This is a genomic window from Paenibacillus sp. Mc5Re-14 (assembly GCF_001049835.1).
In the GTDB taxonomy this organism is placed as follows: domain Bacteria; phylum Bacillota; class Bacilli; order Paenibacillales; family Paenibacillaceae; genus Paenibacillus; species Paenibacillus polymyxa_C.
Genome location: NZ_CVPD01000001.1, coordinates 1200808 through 1221865, shown reverse-complemented (window position 1 = coordinate 1221865; position 21058 = coordinate 1200808). Strand labels below are relative to the sequence as shown.

The following is a 21058-nucleotide window of genomic DNA, read 5'->3' as shown; positions in this document are numbered from 1 at the left end:
CGGCAACATTCCGGCAGTTTTCCCAACAAACGAGTAAAGAACAACCCGCACCTGATCAGGGCTTGAATAGGAATATATGAGCTGAAATATATTAAAAATAGATATAGAAGGAGATTTTGAAAGATGAACGACAGAGAGCAAAACTATACCATTTTAAAAATTACTGTTAATGGAAAGCCATTATCAAAGGAGCTCATCGTGGACAGCACTACTTTTGCTCCTATATCCGATGTTTGCACAAAGACGAATGTTTCTTTAACGGAAACTTCAATTTCATAAGTTTAAATATATGAAGTAGACTATCATGTAGCCCGGCATACGCCGGGCTATTTTTGCGTATTCATGCAATTGGAAAGGATTAAAATGTTATTTCGCGAATTAGGTCCCCTTTCATAAAGATTACCATGTATAATTTTCACAATCAAACATATGTTCCCTGACAATATAGTGTCAGATAACACTGTTAATTTAGAGTTACATGTTCTTTTAGGGGGAATTTACCAGTGGTGAAGTCAATGCTCAATGTAACGTACACATGGGACAGAGAGTCTATATCGGCGAATGGGTCCAAACAAGTAAATCTACTGATAGAATGGGGCTATGGAGCTATACGTAAAAGAAAAGGGAACCTAATACCGAAGGCAGCGGGATGTGACCTTCAACTTCAGTTCAATCCAGAAAACGGGGTAAATCTATTAAAAGTTGAAGGGGTGAGACTCGGGTTTAAAGAATCAGAAAACGGTGATTGCATGTTTGTTCACTGTGGTGATGTATGGCGGGGCAAATATAGACAAGCTATTTTGACGTTTTCTATCCCTGCTCACGCGTCCGGAAGACATACGATTGGAATGATCGAGTGGAGCTGGCGCAAGCCATCGCAGGAAAAGCGAACGCTGATCCGGACGGACCAGCTCTATATCCATTACACGCATCATCTTGGTTTGCTGAGCATGCCATCCAACCCGAAGGTGGAAAAATACATAAAGCTGAATGAGACGTCCCCAATTGTGAAAAAGGCATTGCGTATGTACGAGAAAGGGGAACCTGAGCGAGGAGCGTTCATCCTTACGAGACAAGCAGATGAATTGCTTATATGTGCAGCCAGAAGCGAAGACATGGACTATCTGGAGGAAGCCGAGTTACTTTTGTCCCTACGCAATAAATGGAGTGGGCCTTTTGTATCGTTTAAAGCGTATAGCTCTAAGGTCTTTTTTAATAAGGAAATATCGATAGGAGATGTTCATTTTACGGAGAATGATAGGCTGAGATAGATAATTATGCTAGTTTATTTGAGCAAATTAGTGAGTCTAATTTACTATCTTTTTGTAAAGGAGAGACTTCCTTGACTGATCGGTTGATACGTTTAATGCGGATTATTACTATTGTTCAGGCAAATCCGGGGATATTGGCAAGAGAGCTTGCCGAACGTTGTGAAACATCAGAACGTACCATATACCGAGATATGGAGGCGCTAAGCGCTATGCATATTCCGATCGCGAATATGGGGCATGGCAAGGGGTACATTTTTATTAGCAATTTTGCTTTGTATCCTCTGAATTGGACAGAAGAAGAGGCAGAGGCTTTTACCAAGCTGGGAGAGATGATGGAAACGATAAAGCCTCTTTTACCGCCAGCTTTTGAAAGTGCTTATGAGAAAGTGATGGCCTCTAGTCAGAAAAAAAAGATGGACCAGACGAGCTTCGCGCAGGAAATGAAAAATATCATCCGGCTCGGCTCGACACTTGATCGGGAAAACCAGCCCTATCTGCTCAGGCTGATTGTTTTGGCGAGTCTTACGCAGCAGACAATTGAAGCGGAATACAGCTCGCCTCAAAATGAAGATGTATCATTGGTGCAAGTAGATCCTTATTGTTTGGTTCCTCAAGACCGGCGGTTCTATATGCTTGGTTTTTGTCATAAGCAATCCGCCATGAGAACCTTTCGGATCAGCCGCTTTCGGAATATGAGGATTTTGCCGTATACGTTTCAAAAAAATACATCTGAAATGGAAATGTTTTTTAAAGGTACCTGGTCGGTGACCAAAGGAAATCAAAATATTCGGTTTGTGGTACGTTTTTCTGCCGATTCTGTATATCGGGTCAAAGAAGAGGAACTGTTCATCAAGCCTCTTCTCAAGGATTTGCCGGATGGAAGTTTGTTGTTTGAGGTGACGGTCAATCATGACCGTGAATTTCTGGATTGGCTCACATCCTATGGAGCTGAAGCCGAGATTCTGGAACCTTTACGGTACCGCAAACGTATGCAAGAAATGCTGCGAACCTGGGGGGCGTTTTACTTCGATAAGAAGGCTGGAAATCAAGAATAACAGGGGGGAAGATCCCCCGGGACGGGCCGGGGAGCTATCTGCTTAACGGTCCTTAAACAGGTTGGCGAGATTGCCGAAGGGACTGTACTGCTCCTGTTCTTCTTCTGGCGAAGAGTAGACGAGCTTTGAGCCGCGACTTTCTTCATCATCGGCAGCATTATGAACTAATGTAAGACGATCAAAATGGTGCATGAAAACCTGAGCAGTATTCACGGCATCATCCAGTGCTCGATGCTGTTGACCGTCAAACTCAATGTTGCACAATTCCAACGCCTGAGACAGGCTCAACTGACGATACTTTCCATTGGAACTAAACAGACGGGAAATTTGCTTCTGTATATCATTTGTATTATGAATCCAACCGAGATCTACATGATGAGTACGACAATGGGATACCAGCTTCTGACGGTCATCCGGGCCCCATGCGCATAAATAATAGGTCGAATCCGTGCCTAGCCAGGCAATAAATTGCTTCACAGCTTCAGGAAAGAGTGGAGCGGCATCAATGTCTCGTTGAGTAATACCCGTAAATTGAACAGTATCTGTAGAGATTACAGGCCGATTCGATGGTCTCACAAAACTGTGAAACGTATCCGCCACGAATAGACCATCTTCTCCATGAATAACTTTGACGGCACCGATATCAATGATTTCGGAGGAATATCTGGCGTTACGGCTAACGGTAAATTCAAGATCATAAATAATGTATTGCATTTAAAGGACTCCTTCCACACACATAACTGATCCCGATGGATACCGGGACAAATGTTCTCTGCCCGAATAACTCTTCTCCATCATACCTCTCGGTTCACAACTTGTCAGCGGTTAAAAGGCTTGCTTTCAAAAAAAATATGCGATGTCCAAATGGGCTTGGACTATCGCATATCTAAAAACTCCTAACATATAGCAGCATCCGAAACCACTAGGATTCCGAACGCTGCTTTCTTATGCTAGCTATTGAATTAGGCAGGGAGGTCTAACTTTTGCCCCGGATAAATGCGGTGAGGATTCTTCAACTTATTTAACTGCTGAAGCTGTTGCCAGGTAGTGCCGTGTTTACGGGAAATGTCATACAGTGTATCCCCGGATTTCACAACATATACATGGCTATTTGCAGCTTGTGCAGTAGTCGATACCTGCTGTGGCTTGCTAGTTTGAGACTTTGCAGGTGCCGGTTTCACAGGTGCTGGTTTCGCAGCCGCTATGGAATCGGATTGCGGTATCTCCTGCAGAGGTGCTGGCGTCGTGGTCGGAGCAGACGGCACAGCTTGTGTGGCAGGGACAGAAGTTTTTCCGTCTGCCTTGGCTTCTTGAATACGGCCGGCCGCTTGTGCTTGCAGGCTAGCAGAGCCCACTTTTTGCATATAGCGGATTAACGCTTCATCCAGCGATCCGAACATACCTGCCTGTGGGTATTTAGCGAACATCGTATATTGGTCACCGCCTACAGCAGTAAAATCATTGGTAGCCAGTGTGTATGTTGCCTCAGGATCAAGGGCCTTTCCACCAATCAGGATGGAGTGAACACGGCTGCCTTTGGCTGCTAAGGTGTCTATTTTGAACGAGATGCCGGATACTTGTGGGAAGCCCCCGCTCGGTTCCGGGTAGGAGGCTGCGCCATTTTCCAGTGCGGCCTGAAGGTCAGAGCCTTTCACTTTCAGGGTAACGATTTGGTTACCGAAAGGCAGTACGGTGATGACGTCTCCCTTGGTAACCGTGCCTGCTTTGATGGAAGCCCGGATGCCGCCACCGTTTGTTAAAGCCACGTCTGCTCCCGTAACGTCACGCATAGCATCGGTGAGCAGGTCGCCGAGATTGGTTTCACCCGCACGTACCTTTTCGCGCGCCCCTTCCAGATCTACACTTGTTTGTGCTACAACCTCTTTAAGAATAGGTTCTTGTTCTTTCTGAATGGAGGCGATTAATGCAGCAATTTCAGCGTTAGGCTGAACGTCAGCAGCTTGAGTCGAATCGATCAGCTTCGCTTGTTTTTGGACAACCTTGCCGCCATCGACCCATAGATCCACTACACCCAGATACTTGGTGTATTCACCTGCACTAGCGATCAACGTGCCATTGTCACCGATCAAGCCTTTTTCCAACACGGTATGGCTGTGTCCGTCGATGAAAATATCAATGCCAGGCACTTCCTTCACGACCTTGAGGCTGGTGTCTTTACTGGACGCATCTTGTCCCAGGTGACCCAGAGCAACAACGACATCCACTTTGCTGCGGATTTCGTCTACGGCCGCTTTGGCTTCAGCCGCAGGGTCGGTGAATTGAATGCCTTCCACATTTTTAGGATTGGTTTTATATGCCGTTTCAGGCGTAGTTAGGCCGATAATACCGATTTTAACGCCATCCACTTCTTTAATAGTATACGGTTGGAACAAACGTGTTCCGTCCGTTTGCTTAATGTTGGCGCTCAGTACAGGGAACTGAATCTCTTTACTCAGCTCAACCAGATGCTTCCAGCCGTAATTAAACTCATGGTTACCCGGAACCATTGCATCATAGCGCAGCTTATTAATTACTTTTACGATACTTTCACCATTGACTAAAGTAGCGAAGGTCGTTCCATGAACGGTATCCCCATCATCCAGCAGTAATGTATTGGGATTGGCGGCGCGATATTGATCGATAATGCCCGCCAGCTTGGCGAAGCCCATTTCCTTGTCGTTGGCGACCACGTGGGCATGGGTATCATTCGTATGTAGGATGGTGATGTGTTTACCGCTGACTGGAGACGGTGTTGTTCCCGTTCCTGCTGTTCCCGCATTAGCAACTGGGTCCGCTGCTGCTGTGCCGAGACAACCAAGTAGAAGCGCGGCGGTCGTCAAGATCGACGAGAGTTTTTTCCATGAGTTCATGTTGTTCCTTCAACCTCCCATAAAATGAATGAATTAGAGAAACCGCTTACGTCCACATTTTATCAGATGATTGTAAAAATAACTCTTATTTTATATCAAAGCACTACATTTTTTTTGAGATATCGGTTGTTAAATCCACCATCTAGTTACCTATATTATAGAGGAAGTAATAGACAATCAACTCATAGAATAGGAACTATTGTTCTGTTTTATGATTAAAAAAAAGGGCAGTCTCTTTGGGCAGCCCGATCCGGGGTAAATAGTGATCCAATGTTTCGTCAGCCAACGGTGGATTCCCTGCACTCAGCAACAGCACGGCAAAGCGATTAGCCTGTTGTTCGAATTTTCCTGGAGAAAAGTAGGAATGTTCCTCCATAAAAAAGCGGCTAATGCCTTTATGCAGTCGGTCATGTCCCAATTCATGCGCACAGACGAACCGTTCCCATTCTGGTGTAAGGCCGTTGTGAATGACGATAAATCTTCTGCGCAGCTTGTGGTAATACAACCCTTTGGTTGTGGAACCCAGATCGCAATATCGGATATGGATGCCTAGGGCTTTCGCAATATCGAAGGGACAATTGGTACGGTATTTTCGGACAAGTTTGTGAATGAGTTCGTTCATGCGTTCACCTGCTATCCCTGATCTTTGCTCGCCCCGGGATCTGCGGGCTTTTTATGTTTGTTCATTTGCTTGGCTTCCCAGAATAGGCCTGTCAGTACGTCCTTGATCCGTTGACGGTCTTTTTCATCGAGCGGAATGCCATCAAACATTAATTCGTCGTCTTCCTCCAGCATTTTTTTAAAATCCCGGCGGTCTTTGGAGTTTGCCCATTCTGGTACAGTAGAACGATAAAGCTCATGCGGATTTTGCTCTATAGAATCATCATCTGCCCAATATCCGGCGGCCTTCATCATTTCGGTATAGGATACGCTGAGCGCGTCCGCTATTTTACGGAGGGTGGAGGGTTTGGGAACTCCGCGCAGTCCATTTTCGATGCGGGAAATTTGTGAATTACTAATACCTGCGGCATCTGCCAATTGGTTGATGCTCAATTGCTTGTGCTCACGCTGCTGTTTTAGGTAGGTTCCGAATGCTGGCTGTTCCACAATGGAGCTCCTTTCTGCAATAGAATCATAGATTCAGCTCTATTATACCATTAGGTAAATAGTAAAAGCACGTAATATGCCAAAAGGCATAGAAAAGTAGAGCGAATATCCTGTTTTTGGGGCTATATTGCTTTTTTTCACGATGGATACCTATCCTAAATAATGTTATGTTATACTCAAGATACGAACAAAAGGGGAACAAAATGTAAACAAGTGCGTTTTTTATTTAAAAATACATCATTGTCAAAAGGCATAATATAAGGAGTGTTGCTTTTCATGAGAAATAACTTACCCGAATTAGACCGTCGCAAAACGCAGAATGCATTGGAGGGTGTATTTGAGAAATACCGGATTTATAAAACAATAACCTTTATGGATCGGGAAAGCTTTATTACTGCTGGCTATACGGACCGCCCGAACGGACCCACGAATGTGACAAGCGATCCAACGGCCCGGACTGCTGTATATAATGTAGATGCTCCTGCAGCCCGCTTGGCCTATTGCCAAATGGTGGATGCTGTAGTGAGCCGCTTGAATGAACGTGAACAGCTACTCATCCGTGAACGTTATTTAAAAGATGACGATGTGTTCGATTACAAGGTTTATAATTATGTGTTGGACCCACCAGTCAGCAAGGATACGTATACGAAGCTTCGCACGCGTGCTTTTTATAAAATGGCGCTAGCGCTGGCAGACCAAGGCGTTTTGAATCTGGCAAGCTTGCAGAAGGGCGCGGATCGAAGACTGGGTTCGGTAAATGCATAGGGGTCACAGTCTGTGGCTCTATTAACTTAGACAGCAAGGAGTATGAACCATAAAGGTGAATAAGAAGCATAGGTCTCAATTAAAATGGGAACGGAGGACGGATGTATTGAGAAGTGAACAAGAAATGATGAATATGCTTGTAAAGTTTGCTATGAACGATAAAAGAATACGATTGGTCACGATGGAAGGATCACGTACAAACTTCAATGTTCCTCCTGATTCATTTCAAGATTATGATATTTCTTACTTTGTAACAAATATGGATTCTTTCAAGGAAAGTGATCAATGGCTGAACGTGTTTGGGGATAGGCTTATGATGCAAAAACCCGAGGATATGGAGCTTTTTCCATCAGAACTAGGTAACTGGTTTTCATATATCATTCTTTTTGAGGATGGAAACAAATTAGATCTGACACTGATCCCTGTAAACGAGGTAGAGGATTATTTTATGAATAGCGATGGTTTAGTTGAGGTTCTGCTCGACAAGGATGTGCTGATCCAAGAGGAAGTGATCGCAAACGATCATCAATATTGGATTAAAAAGCCCACTGCAAGGGAATTTGATGATTGCTGTAATGAATTTTGGATGGTTTCAACTTATATCGTAAAAGGATTGGCGAGAAAAGAAATCCTGTTTGCTATTGACCATTTGAACGAGATTGCACGACCTAATTTGTTGCGAATGATGGCTTGGAAGATTGGATCAGAGCAAGGGTACACCTTTAGTGTAGGAAAAAACTATAAATTTATAAATCAGTATCTTCCTAATGAAGATTGGGAAAGCCTACTATCTACTTACTCTGAGAACGGCTATCGAGAAATGTGGCAGTCTTTACTTACTTGTTATTCATTGTTTAGAACATACGCTAAGGCTGTGGCAAGCAGTTTGAAATATGAGTATCCGGAATACGATGAAGCCGTTACTAGGTACACTGTAAATATTTATAATTCATTGAATTGAACGATATAATAACCGCCTTTTTAAAGGGCGGTTATTTTTTGTGTACAGCATCAACAAGGAGATTAAACGCATTTTTAAACATAGGAACAAACGTTCGCAAAATGCCGCCTAACTTCATCCCTAGTCTCTACTTTTATCGTCCATTTCTCCGGCAACGCATTCGTTATAAGGGTGTAAGATTATATCATCGGGAATCAAGACAAGAGGACATACCGAAGACACACACAGTCAAACGTTAGCCGGCCAATAGGGCCGGTTTTTTCATGCGGTGATCGTCTCTGTCACTTCCCGGGAATTCATTGATAGAAAGGAGGAGTCGTGTTGCCTAAGCAAGGGATGCTGCAATGCATGAGTACAAGGCTGCGCCAGATGAGAACATGGAAGTGGAAAAAAGCCTGGCTAAACAGCCACAACATGCGAGCACAGGATACGCAAGGGTGGCATGCCACAGGATGAGACAAGCCTTTAAGCAAAAGCTCATTGACATTATTCCAGCACTGCAAGGGCGTGTATACGATGTTCAGCCCCCGTCGCAGACGGCAGAGGAACCGTATGCTGTTATGGCGCTAGGCGAGGAAATCTGGAAGTCTTCCTGGGCTGGTTACCGGCAGGTTGTTCGTATCAAGCTGTATGCAGGACAAGCGGGACTGGCGCAGGCCGATGTATGGGCGAATGCCCTGATTGCCGGACTGCACCGGGCATCGGTGACAGGCAAAGGTGAGGACACGTCGGCTTTTACCGCACACTATTTGGGCGTGCGGGATGCAGAAAAGCTGGACACGGTTACGGGCAAGGCCTATAGAACGCTGCGGTTTGGCGTGTATGTGCCTGAAACGGAAGGCGGTTCGGCTACTCCAGCACCTGGTGCAGCACAGCCAGAAGAATGGCTGGCAGCGCTGGTCCGCTGGACGCAGAAGCAACTGGGCGAATCGTGGTCGGTATACGCGGACGCATGGCCTGCACAGCCGGGAAGCCACGCGGTATTATGGCGGCTGAGCGGCTGCGAAACCCGGATGGCGGGAGCTTCCATGTATGAGCTTCGCAAACGGTTCATCGGGCATATCACCGCCCCGGATACCACCGAAGAGAATCGCGCAGCTTCCGCGCTGGTCGAAGGCTTTGCCGCTCAAATCCAGCTTCCTCTGGAGCAGGACAAGGGCCGTTATATGTCTACGGCTGAAGCATCAGCCGATTTGCAGGCAGATGCCATTTTAGACGGTCAGCTTCGGCTGACGCTGGTACAGCGGCGTATGCGTCCGGCTGAGGAAGCGGCATTGATTCGCAGAGTGGAAATTCATCCTATTTTGAAATGAGGTGGTCCGAGTGACCTTGGAAAACCAAGAAAAGGCCCCGGTACATGACGGGCAGGAAGCGAGTGGCCCACGCTACACGCTGGAGGAACTAAAGGAGCACGCAGAATCATTGTTTTCTGTGAAAGAAGAAGTGCTGGCAGGCGCCTTTTTTGGCGCACAAGACAAGCTGTTTACGGTAGCAGAAGCACACACTAAAATCGAACAATTTATGAAAGCGAAGGTGGATTAATTATGGCAGGCGGAACATGGGAAAACACGAATAAACCGGTATTGCCGGGTTTGTATATGAATTTTCAGGCAGCAGCAGCTTCAGCGATTCAAGGTGGATCACGTGGTACGGTCGTTGTACCCGTCAAGGCAAATTGGGGCCCTGTACGTGAGTTTGTAGAGGTTGGCAGTGAAACGGCTATTAGCCAAATCTTCTCCGGCGACAGTGAGAACGGTGCGACAGCATATTCCACATTGTATCTGGCTTTGCTGGGAGGTCCGAAAAAACTGCTCGCTTACCGGTTGGCAGATGACACGGCTGCTGAAGCGTCTGTAACGCTGAAAAGCGGTGGCGAGACCCCGACCGACGTGCTGCGTTTGAAGGCTTTGTACACAGGAAGCCGCGGTAATGGTTTTGCCGTAACGGTACAGCCGACTTTGGGTGACGAGCAAGCTCGTGAGGTTCGCCTTTATGAAGGAACCAAGCTGCTGGGTACGTACAAAGGCAGTGACGGTACGGCTGCTTCGATTGCCAAGGAGCTGAACGAAAATAGCGAAAACGTATGGGTGAAGGCCGAGGTTGTCGGCGAAGGTGGCATTCCAGCGGATGTTAGCGGCGTGCATCTGACAGGCGGCAATAGCGGCAATAGCAAGCTGGTTAATGCCGATTACATCGCCATGCAGGAAGCACTTGAAGGACAGGAGTTTAATGTGCTGGCCCTCGATTATGCAGCCGATCTGGCATTGCTGCAAAGCTTTGCTGCCTGGATCAAACGTGTGCGGAGCGAAGGCAAAGGCGTCATCGCTGTATTCGGCGGTTCTGCGGCAGACGATGTGTCCAAAACAGCCGTCAGCTTGGCCTCTGCACGTTCCCTGGCGCTGAACCATGAAGGCATCGTGAATGTGGGTACAGGTGTACGCCTGGCAGGTACGGACTACAGCTCCGCCCAAACGGCTGCCTATGTAGCCGGGCTGATCGCAGGCCAACGCTTGAATCAATCCGCAACGTACGCGGTTACGCCTTTTGAGGATGTAACCCGCCGCTGGACACGTTCCGAGCAGGAACAGGCTGTCCGTAACGGTGTGTTCCTCCTGTTCTTCGACGGCCGTCAGGTCAAAGCGCTGCGTGGAATCAACAGCTTGGTGAACCCGTCTGCCGGACAAAACAACGCATGGAAGAAAATCCGTTCCATCCGTGTTATGGATGCCATTAACGCTGACTTGCAGCGTGCAGCCGAAGAGACTTACATTGGCAAAATCAACAACACGGTGGAAGGCCGTCTGGCACTCATCGGTGCGATCAAAGAATACCTGGCACAGCTGTCGCTGAGCAACGTGATCGAGGCAAATGGCTACGATGTCATTCTCGACCCAGCCTACTACGGTGATGCGCCAGTCATCAAACCGGAGCCGGATCAAGTGTTCCTGCAATGGAATGTGAAGCTCACCGACGTGATGGAGCAGCTGTTCGGCACATTTTACGTGCAATAAATAAGCATTTTACGCGTATAAGCATTTCGCATGCAATCAGCAGAAATAAAGTAGCTTTTTAACAACGAGGATTTTGTGAAATCCCGAACTATATTATGAATTATTTTGAGGAGGAAAAAGAAATGTTGGATGCTTCAAGAGTCATTTTAGGTACGTTTGGTCAGGCATATATTGATGGGGTATGGCAGACACATATTAACAAGCTGGAAGCTAGCGTGGAAATTGATAAAAGAGAACTGAATTTGGTAGGTAATACGTGGAAAGTCCATAAAAATGGAGCTAAAAAGGGTACTGGAACGATGAGTGGTTACAAAGTAACTTCTGATATGATTCGTCGTGGTTTTGAGAAATTCGATATTATTTCCAAGCTGGACGATCCCGAATCTTTTGGACATGAACGTGTCCGTTTGATTCGCTGCATGCCGGATAAAATTCAATTGGCTAACTGGACTGCAGGGGAAGAAGTGCCAGAAGAAACTACTTTCACCTTCGAAGGCTATGAGCTGCTTGATCCTATCGTTGCTGAATAATTTATTGGTTATGGTGGGCCTGGAGTAATCCGGGCCCAATTTTCAAAAATTTATTAGGGGGATTAAATATGAGTTTGCCTGAAAATATGTCAGAGGAACAAATTTTGGATAGTCTTTTTGAAGCTGCAGATAAATTACCAGAGGAAACTGTTCGTATTCAGCGCCTGGATATGCTTCTGACACTTCGTGGTTTGACATCCAACAAAGTAGATAGCATCCGTGAACGGTGCACAATTCGTAAAACGGTTAAAGGCCGTGTGGATGAAAAAGTAGATACAGAAACATTCAATGCACTGCTTATCTCAGAAGCTACGGCTGGTCTAGAAGTAAAAGGTCTGCAAATTAACGGATGGGGTGATCCGCGAATTACTAGCCGACTTAAATTGTCTGGTGGTGAACAGGCAGTACGTCGAATGCTTCTGGCAGGTGAACTGGATGCAGTAGGGGATAAGGTGCTGGAATTGTCCGGCTTCGGTGTGGAAATTGATGATCTAAAAAACTGATTCGCTCCGGCGGAATGACATCGGTGCTGTATCATCTGTGGATACGGCATCATCTCCGTCCCGGAGAGTTTTGGACCTTAAACAGAGGTGAAAAATCCATGTTAATTGCATTTGCTGAAGAGGAACTAGACGCATTATCCAAGCAAATACAGCAATGATAGATACGTAAGGAGGTGAGTAAATGGCAGGATCAAGTAACTATAGAGTTAATATTGTTACAGATGTAGAGGATTTGATAATTACAAACCGGGAACTTAAAGCAACAAGTCGCTATATTGAGCAGATACAACGGCTTTCTGATCGCCTAGGACGTGCCCGTTATCAGAGCTTGATTAAGCTGAATACGGAACTTAAGTATATGCATAGGCATCTTGGAAATATTTATAGCCTAGCTGTTCGTCTTAGCCGGCTACGCATTAGGCCAAAAGTCTTTCTCATTGACAAGGCGACCCCGGTGCTTGAAGCGCTTATCAGAAAGTTAAAAAGCCTAAGGGATGCCTATATTGTTGCACGTGCTAAAACAGGCATTGATCAAGAAGGAACGAATAAGAAAAAAGCTAGCGGCGGCAACGGAGGAAATAATTTAAATGTTTCAAATATTGTGAACAAGTCTATCAGTGTTACTGCAAAGGTAGAAATTAAGGATCCTAAATTTGACTTTAACTTTAATTACGATATCAAAGTTAAACCACCAAGATTGAATATTAGAGTCGCAGCTCCTAAATATGCGCCTAAAATCAACGTAAAAACAGGTCCTATTCGAGTTTCCCCAAAAGTTAAGGTGATCTGTAATTGTTGCTGTTGTGGGAAAAAAGGAAAAAGTAAAAAAAGCATCGCTGAACAAGATGGGCCTGATGGCAAAAGCAAAAAGAAAAATAAGCGCAACAAAAAAAGTCCTAGCAAAAAACGAGGAATTCCTAAGCTGTGGGAAAAGGTAAAACGTATTGTCAGCCCGAAACCTGGATCTAAGCCAGTTCCAGGGGGACAACCGAGTGGGAATGCGGGGACACTTGGGAAAATTTTAAATTTCGGAAAAAAGCTGCTTGGCAAAAATCCTGGCAGTACACTAAAAAAATTAGCTAAGGGAGCTATGAAGGGGGGCAAGAAGATACTTGGCCCGATTAGTATTGTTTTAGATATTGCTGACATTGCTACTGCTTCGCCAGAAGAACGTCCGGCTGTCATTACATCAGCAGTTTTGGGAAGCGGTCTTACGGCAGCTGGCGCAGCCATTGGTACAATGATTGCTCCAGGTATAGGTACTTTAATCGGTGGCCTTATTGGTGCAATTGCAAGTGTTATAATAGATAGTTTAGCAGGTGAATGGCTGAGTCAAAAGTTCTCTGAAATGAGTAATTGGGTCGAAGAAAAGGCTACTTCTGCAATGGATTGGGTTGGAGAAAAAGCTATTGGTGCAAAGGACTGGATTGGCGAGAAAGCCGGTGTTGCAAAAGATTGGGTTGGAGAAAAAGCTTCACAAGCAACGGATTGGATGAGTAATAAAGCATCTGATGTAAGTAATTGGTTTTCTAATCAAACAGAAAGTTTGAAAAATGACCTCTCCAATATATTTGGTTATTCAAATAAGCCTGAGAAATCACAACCTGCTGGTTATGTAATTAAGGCATCACAATCTTATAATCCCGCTTCCACTATACCTGTGGCGTCGTTAGCTCTGTCAAGATTTCCTTCGGTTGATCCGGGGCTTCCATTACCATCTTTTATTCAGGATGCCCAAAACCGCTCCAAGGTAATTCAAGGCATGGGGCCAGGTGGTTCACAGATTCCTACGGCGAAAGGAGGAAAACCAGCTCCTCAATTCGTGCAAATAACGGATGAACAAATGAGTAGCTTTTCAGGCTTTCTCAAGGATTTCAAGACAGAAACGAACAACCAAATTAGTGTAACGTTACCTCCTGGAGCAGTACAGGTAACAGTTCAAGAAGATTCTATTGATTTCGACACGATGGCACTTCAAGTTGGATACCGAATCGTGAATGAAGTCCGGCAGGCGATTATTAATAGAAAGGGAGGAGGAGATAGTAGCTCTCTTAAAAAAGGTAAAGCCGTACTAGTTTAATGTAAATCTATCACAGCAGAAAGGAGGGAGGCTATGGGTATAGACCTTTTTCTGATTAATGGTCAAAGCGTGTTTCAATTCCCAGTTAATCCCGAAGAGGTGAATATTTCACGGCAAAAAGGGTATGAAACAGTTACGATGCTTACACATGGAGAATTTGATTTTCCACAAGGAGAAAAGGTGAAAGAAATCACCTTTTCTTCTTTTTTTCCTAAGGTGTATGATGCATCTTATTGTCGATATAAAAATATTCCAGACCCTAACGAAGCGATGAACAGGTTGAATGCAATGTTAAAAGCAGAGAATCCTTGTCAATTTATTATTACAAATACGCTCATTAATGTTCCTGTTTTTATCATTGCCCATAATACTACTTTTCGGGGAGGGGAAGTAGGAGATATATATTTTGAAATTACTTTGCGTACATGGCGTGAACCCAAAATAGTGTTGCGAAAAGGGGATTCCCCCCAAAAAGTAAACTCTAGTAAGCTTCCACGCACGAATCTTAAAACCAAATCTAAGACGTACACTGTCAAAACTGGAGATTCGCTTTCTAAAATTGCCAAGCTGGAGTTGGGGGATAGCTCCAAATGGAAAAGTATATATCAACTGAATACAAAGACCATAGGCAACAATCCGAATAGGATCAAAGTGGGCCAAAAGCTGGTGATGCCATGAGCTACCAAGTAATACTCCAAGATAAATATGATCTTACCCCCCTGGTTGAGAAAATAACTTTAAAAGATGCTCTAAACCAAATTGCATATCAGGCGAGTATCCGTGTAGCTGCTTCTCAAGATATACCCTCAATTACCCCAGGAATGCCTATTCGCGTCAGTGGAATTCCATTTGGAAAAAACGCGAAGGTACCACTTCTCCACCCTGCTGTTGTGTGGGAGGTAGAGAGCTCTAACAGCGGCACAAAACGTTTCTCTCTGGTGGTATATGATCGGACAATTTATTTGGATAAATCTGAAGATGAATATTTATTTCCCAAAGGACAGACAGCCACGCAAAGGTTGCGGAAATACTCAAAGGATTGGGAGTTTCAGATTGCTTCAATACCCGATACGAAGGTGCAGTTAGGAAAAGGTATCTATCGTGCCCAGACCCTATATTCCATGATGCTTGCTGATTTGAAAGAGACAGCAAAATTGGGCGGAGACTTGTATCAGTTACGTATGACAAGTTCTGGGCTGGAGTTGTTTAAAATCGGTAGTAATCCTTCCCCTTACGTACTAGACCGATTTATTGACCTTACGCAGTTACGGACACTTGAGGGAGCCGTAACTAAAGTCAAAGTAATGACAGCTGATGAAAACGCAGGAAGCGGACAAGAGGTGCCGTCAAAGATACTAGCTGTAGCGGAAGGGGATACTAAGGCGCTAGGTACTTTGCAAAAACTTGTGGAAGATGATCAAGTTAAAGTAGCTGGTGGAGCCAGTAAGCTAGCTAAAAGTCATCTAACTGGAATCCAGGAAACTTTTACAGTTAATTTACCAGATATTAACACCATACGTGCCGGTGAAGCTGTGATGTTACAAGGATTAAAACTGATTGTTACTTCAGTCAGTCGGGATTTGGGGAATCCGGGGAATATGACTTTAGAGCTCGCTTCCTTCGATATGGTTAAAAGGAGGTATTTTCTTGAGTAAAGATCCTTATGGTGCATTTGTAAGTGTAATGCAGTCGTCCATGGTGGGACACACCCGGCAAGCGCTGAGTGGAGTTGGTGCAGTATTAGGTACCATCACCTCCACAGGACTCAAGTTGGACGATTTTAAACATGAGCTTCAGGATTATCTAGTCGCCGAGCTGCCGGGACTGCTATCTGTACCACGCCATATGTACAAAGGTATCTCAACCTCGGTGGAATCAGAAAATTGGGAAGGCAAAGAGCTGAAAACTTCCTTTTATATCGGGGAAGATGAGCTGGAGGATGTAAATCTGAGTTTGAACAAAGGACTTAAGCCTGGGGATCGTGTACTGGCGATGCGGGTGAATAGTGGCAACGATGTGGTGGTCGTGTGCAAGGTGGTGAATGGACGTGGCTAATTTGTTTCCAGAAACAGATGATATGATTTGGACAGACACAGATGTGACCAATCCAGATGTGCTGGAGGATAACCGTGCGGTATTTGGGCGAAGCTGGAGGTTTGATTTTGAAGCTGGCGAGTTTGTTATGAGCCCTAGCCGTAAAATCGTGACTACAGGCGAGAAAGAAGCTTGGGTACAGTGGTGTGAAAAAGCGATTCGCACTCCTCGCTACCGTCATGTGATCTATTCACCCGACTATGGAAGCGAGCTGGAGGAGCTGATTGGCAGCAGCTATGGGCACGGTGTGCAGGAAAGTGAAATTAAACGCATGGTCACAGAGGCGTTGCTAGCAGATGCACGTACGGCTAGTGTGGATCAATTCACGTTTCGCTGGAAAGGCGAGGCATGCTATTTTAGCTGCCAGATTACGAACGTGCGGGATGAAACGGAAATTGTGGAAAGTGTGGTGATCTAATGGCAGACTTGCCGGAATATTTGGTAGACCAGACGGAAGAAGAAATTTTAAATCGGATGCTGGAAAAAGTGCCCTCGGACATCGATAAGTCTGAGGGCTCTTTTATTTGGGATGCGCAGGCGCCGGTGGCATTTATGCTCTCTGAAGCCGCAATCTGGGCGCAGGAGCTGCTGCGTCGGGGGTTTGCCAGCACAGCAGCCAGCGATAACCCAGATTTTCGCTCGCCGGAGCTGGATTTGCGGACAGCAGAACATGGAGTGACACGGCGGGAAGCCGTTGCTGCTTCAGGTAAGGTCAGGTTCACAGGCACAGCGGGAACAACTGTCCCAGCGGGAACGTTGGTGGCGACTCCGGCAGATGATGTATCCGGGGAAGCCTCCATTGAGTATGCGACCACGGCATCGGTCACGCTGGATGAACAGGGTACAGGAGAAGCAGTCATTCGGGCGGTTAATCCCGGACGCCGCGGCAATGTTCCAGCAGGCGTCATCCAGGTGATGGCTACTCCGATTAGCGGGGTTTCCTCTGTGATCAATACGGAGGAAACCAAAAGCGGCACAGACGTTGAGAGCGACCAACTGTTGCTGGAGCGTTTTTATGCCAAGGTGCGGAATCAGGGCACAAGCGGTAACAAGGCACAGTATACCCAGTGGGCGAATGAGATAGCTGGCGTTGGTGGCGTGGAGGTTGTTCCGCTGTGGAAAGGGCCAGGAACAGTGGGGTTATATGTGCTGGATACGGATAAACGAGCAGCCAGCCCGGATATCGTGGCTGCAGTGCAGAAGTATATTGATCCGACCCAGGATGGGCAAGGCGAAGGGCTAGCACCAGCGGGCCCCGTGGTGACGGTTATGCCAGCGGCTGAAGTGGAAATAAACATTTCGGTCAAGGTACAGCGCACCAAAGAGAAGCCGTCCACACTGGATGAAATCAAAAAACTGATTGAAAACGGTGTGCGGACGTATTTGAAGCAGCTTGCTTTTTACAAGGCAGATCCGTTGGTACGGTACACCCGGATTTCCGCTGTGCTGCTGGACATTCCAATTATTATTGATTTCTCTGAACTGAAAATTAATGGACTGAGCAATCAGAATATTGAGATTGGATCAGGTCAGGTAGCCGTGCTGGGGACGGTGAGCGTCAGTGAGTAACAGCGGAATGAACAGTTTTGAAGAGATTTTGAATAACTCAGACGAGGGAAAACGTGCAAACCGTAGTGACACTTTTGTTAATCGAGTAACGAAAGCGGAAGATGCAATGGGTCAAATGAGCAGCGAGCGGGGACGCGAGCTGCTTTCCTATTTGCCAGCCTATTATGAAACCTCACGTGTGATGCGTTCTGATATGGATGCTAAAGGAAGCGAATTGGACGCTTTGTATCTGGCAATGGACGCAACGGTGGGACAGTTTTTCGTACGTACTGCCACCTGGGGGTTGGAACGCTGGGAAATGGAGCTGGGGATCGAAACCGACCTGGCGAAGCCATTGGATCAACGGCGTGCCGTGGTGGAATCGAAGCTGCGAGGGGCAGGAACTTTTTCCGGCCGGCTTGTTAAAAATGTAGCTGAAGCGTATGACGGAGGCACGGTAGAGGTTACTTTTCATCCTGCCGAATGGGGATTTACGGTCAAATTTATAGATACCATTGGGATTCCTCCCAACGTGGAGGACCTGAAAGCAGCCATTGAGGAGATCAAGCCCGCTCATATGGCGGTGGAGTACAAATTACGCTACCTGACCATTGCCGAAGTGGAGTCTATGACCCTCTATGAAAATGAACATACAACACAGGATAGATATTTAGGAGGTGGCGCATAAAATGGCAAGCGAAAAAACACCGAATCTTGGTTTAAATCAAATTGACCGTACATCGCCCAAAACCACGTATTTTGATCTAGAGAAGTACTTGGATCAAAACTGGCGAGCTGTTGATAAATTTGCTGGTGGTGTGAATGACAGTGTAAATGAGATTAAGAAGCGTCTGGATACGACGGAACGCAAGGCGGTAACTTTGGAACCTGGGTTACAGATTGTTCATGCGGAAAAGGCCGCGCCATTTTCGTTGACGGGACTAAGCGGACGTACGTTGGTGAATTTGTTGGGGCGGGCAGGCTCTTGTGACCGAATCGGCAGCCTTTTAGGTTGGGAAGCTGATCTTGCAGTTGATACATCTAATAAGGTGCAGGGTACGGGATCTATCAAGGTTACTGCAAAGAATGCCTCCGGTGTGTATAACGTGTATAGTACCGGATTAAAGCTTACTGGTGGAAGATACTATATCGCCCTAGCTGAGGTTAAAAACATCAATGCCTCAAATAATATCTATGTAAACTTTTCTACAGGTGGTAATAAGGCGCTCAAACAGTCCAAAGATCAGAGTCGATTTGTAACGATCTATACAAAATGTGCACCGACAAACGATACTGCGATGAACTTGGAAGTTACATCAATTTCAACAGCAACTGGCCAAGCTTTTTATGCAGACGCTATTCGTCTTTATGAGATTAACGCTTCAGATTATGCTGCCTTAGATAGCATGACTGCTGAACAGGTAGCTATCAAATATCCATATGTGGATAGCATTATGCCTGTGCGTAATCCGTATGCGATTCGGTATGGGGAGAATATGTTGCCTTCTTTCTTTGAGTGGTCAGCCAAACAGGGGACACCTACCATAGTGGACGAAAAGAGCATTACTGTCACGTTGGATAACAAAATAGTACACACTGTATCGCCGCTAGTGCCCGGACAAAAGTACACTGTATCAGTTCAATCGGGTGGGGCGACTGGTAGGGTTACGGTTACGGACGATCCTGAGTCCGCTATTATAGTTGAGGCAGTGGGTTCAGGGTTGTTAAGCGCCACATTCACAGCAACGAGTCAAGCTGCTAATATCCGATTGCTAGGCACATCCTCAACAGCCGTCACCATGACAAAGCCAATGCTGAACATCGGCAGCACGGTCAAGCCTTTTAAACCCCGTGCAGACTCCATGCTAGCGTTGCAGACAGACCTGTACGCAGATCCAGTTACAGGAGATAATGCGGACACGGTATTTGAGCGAGATGGACAATACTTCAAGGCTAAGAAATGGCAAGGGTTAACGTTGGATGGTGGCAAGGCATGGGTGCTTGGCGACTCTTCTGCCGCTGGACTTAGACAGGTAAAAGTAGTAGGGCTGGCACCTGGCGCAATAGCGGGAAGTGGTATCGGTACGAAGTTTGACGGTAAGCTATTGCCACAAGGAAATACAGGAAGTAATCCTGATACAAATGCAGTCACAGCAGCCGGAGACGTTTATATAGCTATCCCAATTGCTGATAGCGGATGGGCTGACAGCTATTTTCCAAATTCCGATGACATAAAAGCTTACTTTTACGGTTATAAAGCCTATGACGCTAATACCATAACGCCAGCCAATGCCCAAGCTTCCACTACGGCAACGTGGAACGGTACAGGTACTAAGTATTGGGTGCAACGTATTGGATTGCCTAACTTCACTCAATCCGTACCGCAACAAGCATATGCAGGGTACACACCGCATCAACTTGTATACCAACTTGCAACTCCAGCCGTAGAGCCGATTATTTTAGAGGGGCAGTTATCCTTTAACGAGGGGGACAATCTGGTTGAAGTAGGTACGGGGATTGTATTGCGTGAACGAAACGAGACGTATCAACAACCTGTGGAAAAATTATGGAATGTCAATAACGCAAACTACACTGCTACGGCGTGGCTTAAACAAAAAGCATCAGATATTTTGGCGATTTATAAAAATGGAGAACGAGATCACGCATGGATGATAACCAATAGAATGGTTACGAGTGCGGGAGCGTTGGCGCAGCAATATGATGCCGATCATGACGCTAGATCATCCTATAGTGTAACTTACCTTACTTTTGAGCGTTCGCCTGTCGTATCGTTCACGGGCAACTATGCAGCGAATGAAAAAACGTTGCTGTCGGACTTGGTGGATAGTGTGCAGCAAAACACGGCAAGGGTGTCCTTGTTGGAGAACAAGAAGGCTGACAAAGATAATCCTGCATGGCTTACGCCTACGCTGCTTAATGGGTGGACTAACAGGGCTACAGATATAAGTCTGGTGTCTTACTTAAAGGATTCGGCGGGGTATGTCCACGTAAAAGGTGTAGTTAAACCTGGAACATTCGGAACTCCGGTATTCCAATTGCCAGTAGGGTACAGACCAGCGCTAACAATTGTAGCAGTAGTGGCGGCAAATACCGACAATACGCGTGATGTTTTAGGACGTGTCAATATTGGCTCTAATGGCAGTGTTTTGATAGTACCTGTATTTGGTACCACGGTAACAGATGCTGGGTGGGTTAGTTTGGACAGTTTGCCGCCATTTCTCGCAGAAAAATAAAGGAGGTCT

General features: G+C 45.9%; 23 protein-coding genes. 19 read left to right on the top strand and 4 right to left on the bottom strand.

The window, feature by feature from the left end; all coding sequences use genetic code 11:
- Positions 1-123 precede the first annotated feature (123 nt).
- The 3 genes from BN1546_RS27235 (at position 124) to BN1546_RS05725 (ending at position 2326) form a co-directional block, all read left to right on the top strand.
- Positions 124-279 (top strand): hypothetical protein, encoded by a 156-nt coding sequence (locus BN1546_RS27235; RefSeq protein ID WP_013369763.1) that lies wholly within the window; start codon positions 124-126, stop codon positions 277-279.
- A 224-nt stretch (positions 280-503) separates the two neighbouring features.
- Complete coding sequence (locus BN1546_RS05730) at positions 504-1271, top strand: hypothetical protein (protein ID WP_013369764.1); 768 nt, start codon at positions 504-506, stop codon at positions 1269-1271.
- A gap of 71 nt (positions 1272-1342) precedes the next feature.
- Positions 1343-2326, top strand: a complete 984-nt coding sequence (locus tag BN1546_RS05725) for a helix-turn-helix transcriptional regulator (protein ID WP_013369765.1) — start codon at positions 1343-1345, stop codon at positions 2324-2326.
- 42 nt (positions 2327-2368) lie between these two features.
- Here BN1546_RS05725 and BN1546_RS05720 read toward each other — a convergent pair whose 3' ends face one another.
- From BN1546_RS05720 to BN1546_RS05705, 4 genes are all read right to left on the bottom strand, one after another.
- Positions 2369-3040 (bottom strand): 3'-5' exonuclease, encoded by a 672-nt coding sequence (locus BN1546_RS05720; protein ID WP_013369766.1) that lies wholly within the window; start codon positions 3038-3040, stop codon positions 2369-2371.
- Positions 3041-3288: 248 nt separating this feature from the next.
- Positions 3289-5196, bottom strand: a complete 1908-nt coding sequence (locus tag BN1546_RS05715; protein WP_090736444.1) for a 5'-nucleotidase C-terminal domain-containing protein — start codon at positions 5194-5196, stop codon at positions 3289-3291.
- A 196-nt stretch (positions 5197-5392) separates the two neighbouring features.
- Positions 5393-5818, bottom strand: coding sequence for an ImmA/IrrE family metallo-endopeptidase (locus tag BN1546_RS05710; protein WP_090736441.1), 426 nt, complete (start codon positions 5816-5818; stop codon positions 5393-5395).
- 11 nt (positions 5819-5829) lie between these two features.
- The gene (locus BN1546_RS05705) at positions 5830-6303 is read right to left on the bottom strand and encodes a helix-turn-helix domain-containing protein (protein WP_013369769.1); all 474 of its coding nucleotides are present in this window, start codon (positions 6301-6303) and stop codon (positions 5830-5832) included.
- Positions 6304-6579: 276 nt separating this feature from the next.
- On the opposite strand from BN1546_RS05705, the gene BN1546_RS05700 reads away from it, so the two are divergent.
- The 16 genes from BN1546_RS05700 (at position 6580) to BN1546_RS05630 (ending at position 21049) form a co-directional block, all read left to right on the top strand.
- Entirely contained in the window at positions 6580-7068 is a 489-nt protein-coding gene (locus BN1546_RS05700) for an ArpU family phage packaging/lysis transcriptional regulator (protein ID WP_013369770.1), read from the top strand.
- 106 nt (positions 7069-7174) lie between these two features.
- Complete coding sequence (gene ant(6), locus BN1546_RS05695) at positions 7175-8029, top strand: aminoglycoside 6-adenylyltransferase (protein ID WP_090736438.1); 855 nt, start codon at positions 7175-7177, stop codon at positions 8027-8029.
- Between the two features lie 321 nt (positions 8030-8350).
- Complete coding sequence (locus BN1546_RS27730) at positions 8351-8485, top strand: hypothetical protein (protein ID WP_255305603.1); 135 nt, start codon at positions 8351-8353, stop codon at positions 8483-8485.
- Positions 8482-9342 (top strand): hypothetical protein, encoded by an 861-nt coding sequence (locus tag BN1546_RS05690; protein ID WP_013369773.1) that lies wholly within the window; start codon positions 8482-8484, stop codon positions 9340-9342. Before BN1546_RS27730 ends, BN1546_RS05690 begins: the two co-directional genes overlap by 4 nt.
- A gap of 10 nt (positions 9343-9352) precedes the next feature.
- Positions 9353-9571, top strand: coding sequence for a YqzN/YkzM domain-containing protein (locus tag BN1546_RS05685; RefSeq protein ID WP_013369774.1), 219 nt, complete (start codon positions 9353-9355; stop codon positions 9569-9571).
- Between the two features lie 2 nt (positions 9572-9573).
- Positions 9574-11040, top strand: a complete 1467-nt coding sequence (locus BN1546_RS05680; protein ID WP_090736433.1) for a phage tail sheath family protein — start codon at positions 9574-9576, stop codon at positions 11038-11040.
- Positions 11041-11162: 122 nt separating this feature from the next.
- A complete protein-coding gene (locus BN1546_RS05675; RefSeq protein WP_025678602.1) occupies positions 11163-11570 on the top strand; it encodes a phage tail tube protein in 408 nt (135 codons plus the stop codon).
- A 68-nt stretch (positions 11571-11638) separates the two neighbouring features.
- Positions 11639-12073: a phage tail assembly chaperone gene (locus tag BN1546_RS05670; RefSeq protein WP_090736430.1), complete on the top strand. Its 435-nt coding sequence runs from the start codon at positions 11639-11641 to the stop codon at positions 12071-12073.
- Between the two features lie 181 nt (positions 12074-12254).
- Positions 12255-14153 (top strand): phage tail tape measure protein, encoded by a 1899-nt coding sequence (locus tag BN1546_RS05665; RefSeq protein WP_090736427.1) that lies wholly within the window; start codon positions 12255-12257, stop codon positions 14151-14153.
- A 39-nt stretch (positions 14154-14192) separates the two neighbouring features.
- Entirely contained in the window at positions 14193-14831 is a 639-nt protein-coding gene (locus BN1546_RS05660) for a LysM peptidoglycan-binding domain-containing protein (RefSeq protein ID WP_090739129.1), read from the top strand.
- On the top strand, positions 14828-15808 hold the full coding sequence (locus tag BN1546_RS05655) for an XkdQ/YqbQ family protein (RefSeq protein ID WP_090736424.1): 981 nt from the start codon (positions 14828-14830) through the stop codon (positions 15806-15808). Before BN1546_RS05660 ends, BN1546_RS05655 begins: the two co-directional genes overlap by 4 nt.
- Entirely contained in the window at positions 15801-16208 is a 408-nt protein-coding gene (locus BN1546_RS05650; RefSeq protein WP_090736422.1) for a hypothetical protein, read from the top strand. The genes BN1546_RS05655 and BN1546_RS05650 overlap by 8 nt, the downstream gene beginning before the upstream one ends.
- Positions 16195-16665: a DUF2634 domain-containing protein gene (locus BN1546_RS05645; RefSeq protein WP_090736419.1), complete on the top strand. Its 471-nt coding sequence runs from the start codon at positions 16195-16197 to the stop codon at positions 16663-16665. The genes BN1546_RS05650 and BN1546_RS05645 overlap by 14 nt, the downstream gene beginning before the upstream one ends.
- Positions 16665-17816, top strand: coding sequence for a baseplate J/gp47 family protein (locus BN1546_RS05640; protein ID WP_058829098.1), 1152 nt, complete (start codon positions 16665-16667; stop codon positions 17814-17816). Before BN1546_RS05645 ends, BN1546_RS05640 begins: the two co-directional genes overlap by 1 nt.
- Positions 17809-18483, top strand: coding sequence for a YmfQ family protein (locus BN1546_RS05635; RefSeq protein ID WP_058829099.1), 675 nt, complete (start codon positions 17809-17811; stop codon positions 18481-18483). The genes BN1546_RS05640 and BN1546_RS05635 overlap by 8 nt, the downstream gene beginning before the upstream one ends.
- 1 nt (position 18484) lies before the next feature.
- The gene (locus BN1546_RS05630; protein WP_090736415.1) at positions 18485-21049 is read left to right on the top strand and encodes a hypothetical protein; all 2565 of its coding nucleotides are present in this window, start codon (positions 18485-18487) and stop codon (positions 21047-21049) included.
- The last annotated feature ends 9 nt before the right edge of the window (positions 21050-21058 follow it).